The following is a 4,873-nucleotide window of genomic DNA, read 5'->3' as shown; positions in this document are numbered from 1 at the left end:
GGGTGGCGGAGTTGACGGTGAACGAGGTCGCTGGTGTGCCACCGAAACTCACCGCCGTCGCGCCGGTCAGGTTCGTCCCGGTGAGCACGACGGTGGTTCCGCCCGTCACCGATCCTGAAACGGGGCGATACTGGTCAGGGTCGGCACCGCGGCATAGGTGTAGGAGACACCGTTACTGGCTCCGCCCGACCCGGTGACGGTCACCTGCACCGTCCCGGCCGTATGGGCGGGGGCGATGGCGGTGATCTGGGTGGCGGAGTTCACGGTGAATATCGTTGCGGTCGAACCGAATCGGACGGTCAACGGGCCGATGAACCCGGTACCCGTGATCGTCACGTTGTTCCCGCCCGCAGTCGGTCCGGCGGTCGGGGAGATGGAGGTTATGGTCGGAACGACGACGTAGACGTAGACAACCGGATTGCTGGTGCCGCCCGGTCCGGTGACGGTGACAGACACGATCCCGGTGCCCGCGGGGGTGACGGCGGTGATCTGGGTATTGGAGTCGACTGTGAACGAGGTCGCCGGTGCCCCACCGAAACTCACCGCAGTGACGCCGGTGAGACCCGACCCGGTGAGTGTCACTGTCGTCCCGCCCGCGGTCGTTCCTTGGCTGGGACTGATGCTGATCAACGCGGGCACCGCGAGATAGGTGTAGGACACCCCGTTGCTGGTGCCCGCCGAAGTGGTGACGGTGACCTGCACGGTACCGACCGAGCCGGCGGGGGCGATCGCGGTGATCTGCGTCGGAGAATCCAGGGTGAAAATCGTTGCGGTAGTGCCGAACCGCACAGTGATCGGCCCGGTGAACCCGGTACCGGTGATCGTGACGCTGGTTCCCCCTGTCACGGGCCCGGACGTCGGAGAGAGAGACGTGATGGTAGGCATGATGGTCGCCTCCTTAATGCTTGTGGAAATTCCTCAGTTGAACCCGAGCGTGGTTTGCCCGAGTTCCCATGGCGGCCCGCTACTTCCAGTATCAACACACCGCCGACCGACCTGAAGAGTTCGCTTTAATTCGTTATCAGATTCGCACAGCCGGTCGGTATTTCAAGGATTCCGGTCGGTATTCAACCACCACCCGTTCCTGCGCCCGAGCGCCGTCACCACGATGGTTCTGTCCGGCATTCCGCATGACAGTGACTCGATCACGCAGCCAATTCGGAGATATCTGAGACCTTCCGTGCCTGGACACTCTCAATTCGTGCCACCGGCACGGTATTCGGAACACTCCAGCACAGAAACTCAGTAATATGCGGGGCTGGTGATCTGATCGTGGAGCGTGGCGAGGATCCAGTTGCGGCTATCCCGTTGTCCGGTCCCGATAACGGGACCATCCGGTTTTTGAGTCCGGGTTGTTTCCGATTCAGTTTCATGTGATTGGGCAGGCCACGAGGTGATGGGTGTGGCCGCAGCGGGCTGCGTACTCGGCCGAGGTCAGGCGGCCCCGGGCCGAGTGGCGGTGCCGCAGATCATTTTCGGTCTTGAAGTCGCCGATGACCGCTCGGGCTTCGAGCAGGCTCGTCCGGTGACTACGGTTGAGGCATCGCGCGGTCGCCGGTCGAACGATTCGATATAGCCGTTGTTCCACGGCCTTCCCGGTCGAATGGAGGAGATTCCGACTCGGCCGCCGCAGCACTGTTGCAGCGCTTGGGAAATCGATGTCCATGCGCGGCCAGCGTGACTTTCGTGTCACCGGTCCAACTGCCGCCAATTGCAGCGGATACGAACACGCGACTGTCCCCCCACCGGCCGTGATTTGGGGGGGCGAAGGTGCTCGGGGGTAGTGACTGGTAAGGGCTCGTATTCAAGTGGTCTGAATTGGTCTGGTGGATGAGCGCGAAAACCGCTAAGCGCAACGGTCGCCGCAACTTGCCGCGCCCGTCCATCATGTCGAGGGTGCCCGTTCAGAAGAAGTAGCTGCCGGATTGCCCCGCAGCTGCATTAGGGCGTCAAACGGAGTCGATGCCCGCCGTGTTTCCACGGGCGACGGCGGTGGTGGGTCCAGAACCACCGCGCCGAGCTTGGCGGGGTCCCGGTAGTAACCGGACGAAAAACAACGACAATGGCTTGACCAGCTGAGATGGCGCACTCCTCGTTTGTCCTGCGGTGCATCGTGATTGGTGCTTGGCTTGGCTGCCGATGAGGTTGGTCGGCGTGTTGGAGGTGCGGCTCCGAGCAGGTACTCCCTCACGCCTGGTTCTTAGACGACTGAATCGCTCCGGTGAGTCCGGAGACCTATTGGTGTGACAGCCCGGCGGGTTGCTGGGCTGATTGTTGAGCGTAGTAGGCCGCCTCCATCTCGGCGGGTGGGATGTCCCCGCAGTATTGGTAGAGGCGGCGGTGGTTGAACCAGTCGACCCATTCGGCGGTGGCGAATTCGACGTGGTCGACGCTGCGCCACGGGCCACGAGGCTTGATCAGTTCGGTCTTGAACAGGCCGTTGATCGTCTCGGCGAGCGCGTTGTCATATGACGAGCCGACCGCGCCGACCGACGGCTGGATTCCGGACTCGGCGAGCCGCTCGGTATAGGCGATGGAGGTGTATTGAGATCCCCTATCGGTATGTTGCACACCATCTTTCACATCCCACCTGGAGCGTTCACGGGTCCAGATCGCATGCTCGATGGCATCGAGGACCAGCGAGGTCACCATCGACGTGCCGGTGCGCCAGCCGATGATCCGGCGGGCGTAGGCATCGATCACGAAGGCCACATAGACCCAGCCCGACCACGTCGAGACATAGGTCATGTCGGCCACCCACAACCGGTTTGGCGCCGGCGGCGCGAACTTCCGTTGCACCGGATCCGCCGGCCGCGGCGCGGCCGGATCCGGGAAGGTGGTGCGCTTGACCCGGCCGCGAACGGCCCCGCGCAGCCCGAGCTCACGCATCAGGCGCTCGACGGTGCATCGGGCAACCGGGTGGCCTTCCCGATTCAGTTGCAGCCACATCTTTCTCGCGCCATGGACGGCGAAGTTCTCGCGGTGAACTCTCGCGATTTCCGCCTTCAGGTCCTCATCGCGCCGCTCCCGTTTCGACGGGACGCGTTTGCGCTGCTCATAATAGGTTGATGGGGCGACTTTGACGCCGAGCTCGGTGAGCGCGGCGCAGATCGACTCGACACCCCAGGCAAGGCCGCCGATCTCGCAGCGGCCTTGGTGTTCGGTGATGAACCGAACGATCAGCGCTGGGGCCGGTCGATCTCGGCGGCGAAGAAAGCCGACGCGGCCTTGAGAATTGCGTTGGCGCGCTTGAGTTCTGCGTTCTCCCGCCGCAACCCCTTCAACTTCGCCAACTCATCCGACGCGACCCCGGCACGGGCCCCGGTGTCGACCTGGCCTTGGCGCACCCACTTACGGACCGTCTCCGGCGTCCCGATCCCGAGCAGATCGGCGACCGCTTTCATCGCCGCCCACTCCGACTCGTGCTCGCCCTTGATCTCGGCGAACATCCGCACGGCCCGCTCACGCATCTCTTGCGGGTACTTCTTCGAACTCGACACGACTCCATCCTTCACAGAGGTTGAAGTCTCCCGACACCCCGGGGCGATTCAGTGCGTACGCTGAGGTCGGGAGCGTAATCCGGCTGCAGCTCGGCTGCGGCGGCCGAGGCCATTCCGCCCTGCGAATACCTGTAGAGGACAACCGGCGGGTGAGCGCCGAGCCCGTTGCCGGGCAACCTGGTCGCGGCACGGGCGGAGTCGAGCACCGCGTAGCCTTGGGCCTTCCGGTTGAGGTAGTCGTGGGTGTCCGGCGTGCCCAGGCCGTGATAATCGGTTATCACCACGGCCATGCCGCGCGAGAGCAGCGTGTACAGCGCCAAGAGGTCCTATTCGAAAATCGCGTCGACCGGCGGCTGATACTGCACGACCTGTGACAGCAGTTTCGAGGGAGCGCACTGCTTGCCCTGTCCCTTCGTGCCGCCCGCATCCGCGACCAGCGGCCGTTCACCCGGGCCGATCCACGGCTGTGTCGGTTGCAGATAGGTGCCCACCACAGCGGTCGGCGCGCCATCGGCGTCGCTGCTGACATACATGATGCGCGTCGAGGTGGCCGGAATGATCCTGGGCCGGCCGGGGCCGACAGCGCCAGTGACGCCGACTCGCTGTGGACGATGTCGCCCGCGCCGCCGGTCAGGGGCATGGATGGGAATATAGAAATCCGCCGCTGCCGCGTCGGTGGCCGGCTCCGCCGCGGCGGGTTGCACAGAAACCGCCGCGCTGCACGCTACGAGCACTCCGGTCAAAGCAGAGGCGCAGACGAGCTTTCGCTCCTCACATATTCGATCCTTCCCGCGGATTGGCTTTCCTGGCAGCTAGATCCGGATCGGTGAGTGAGAGTATGAGGGTAATCGCGCTGGAGCCAGGAAACCGGATGCGACGCCTCGTGTTGCCGATGACGTCCGCCCGTGCCGTGAACGCTGAGACAACGCCCGCTATTGAGATCCTCCCGACCGGCGTTCGGATGACTCGGCGCAAGTGTGCCGCCCGGAGAAAGTCCCGCGCGTTGCGGGCTCCAGGCCGAGAACCATGTGCCAATGTTGCTCGATCCGGATCGAGGCATGTTAAGCTCGTGCTCGCCAGATCGTTGAACCTTGTTCTGACCGATTTCCCTGGGTGGTAGTGGATTTCGCGACTTGATCGGCATTCCCTCCTGTGGTCGGTGACCGCATAGCAGCATGCCGTTCGGGAACGCGGCTCGAAAGCTGTACGCCGGGCATGTTGTGAGCCCGCGTTCTTTGCCAGATGTTGGAAATGTCCGACTCTTCAGGCTTTGAGATACCAAGAAACGTTGACGGACGGGTGCGGGGGGAGTTGTCGCACTGCGGCGCGGAGTTCGAGTTGGATTCCAAAGGCCGACCAGTGAAGGGGTCCAG

At 63.7% G+C, this 4,873-nt stretch carries 6 protein-coding genes; all 6 read right to left on the bottom strand.

The features are described 5' to 3' along the window. The coding region (locus ACYVKL_RS30405) for a hypothetical protein (protein WP_460773502.1) at positions 1–88 on the bottom strand (88 nt) is incomplete at its 3' end. A gap of 17 nt (positions 89–105) precedes the next feature. Beyond that, a complete protein-coding gene (locus tag ACYVKL_RS30400) occupies positions 106–885 on the bottom strand; it encodes an IPT/TIG domain-containing protein (RefSeq protein WP_379166605.1) in 780 nt (259 codons plus the stop codon). Between the two features lie 549 nt (positions 886–1,434). Beyond that, a complete protein-coding gene (locus ACYVKL_RS30395) occupies positions 1,435–1,614 on the bottom strand; it encodes an integrase core domain-containing protein (RefSeq protein ID WP_379166733.1) in 180 nt (59 codons plus the stop codon). Positions 1,615–2,235: 621 nt separating this feature from the next. Next, positions 2,236–3,470, bottom strand: a protein-coding gene (locus tag ACYVKL_RS30390; RefSeq protein WP_379166731.1) for an IS3 family transposase whose coding sequence is annotated in 2 segments (ribosomal slippage) — positions 2,236–3,191 and positions 3,191–3,470 — 1,236 coding nt in all. Because the reading frame shifts where the segments join, the coding sequence is not laid out codon by codon here. Between the two features lie 41 nt (positions 3,471–3,511). Then, positions 3,512–3,820 carry a lipase family protein gene (locus ACYVKL_RS30385; protein WP_379166603.1) on the bottom strand — a complete coding sequence of 103 codons (309 nt, stop codon included), beginning with the start codon at positions 3,818–3,820 and terminating at the stop codon, positions 3,512–3,514. A 6-nt stretch (positions 3,821–3,826) separates the two neighbouring features. Further along, entirely contained in the window at positions 3,827–4,204 is a 378-nt protein-coding gene (locus tag ACYVKL_RS30380; RefSeq protein ID WP_379166601.1) for a hypothetical protein, read from the bottom strand. Between the last annotated feature and the right edge of the window lie 669 nt (positions 4,205–4,873).

The organism is Nocardia tengchongensis (assembly GCF_054781395.1).
This window is presented reverse-complemented; position numbering and strand designations above follow the sequence as displayed.

Excerpts from the sequence above, each read along its gene's own strand:
- ACYVKL_RS30400 (WP_379166605.1), bottom strand. The coding sequence starts at position 885 with ATGCCTACCATCACGTCTCTCTCTCCGACGTCCGGGCCCGTGACAGGG.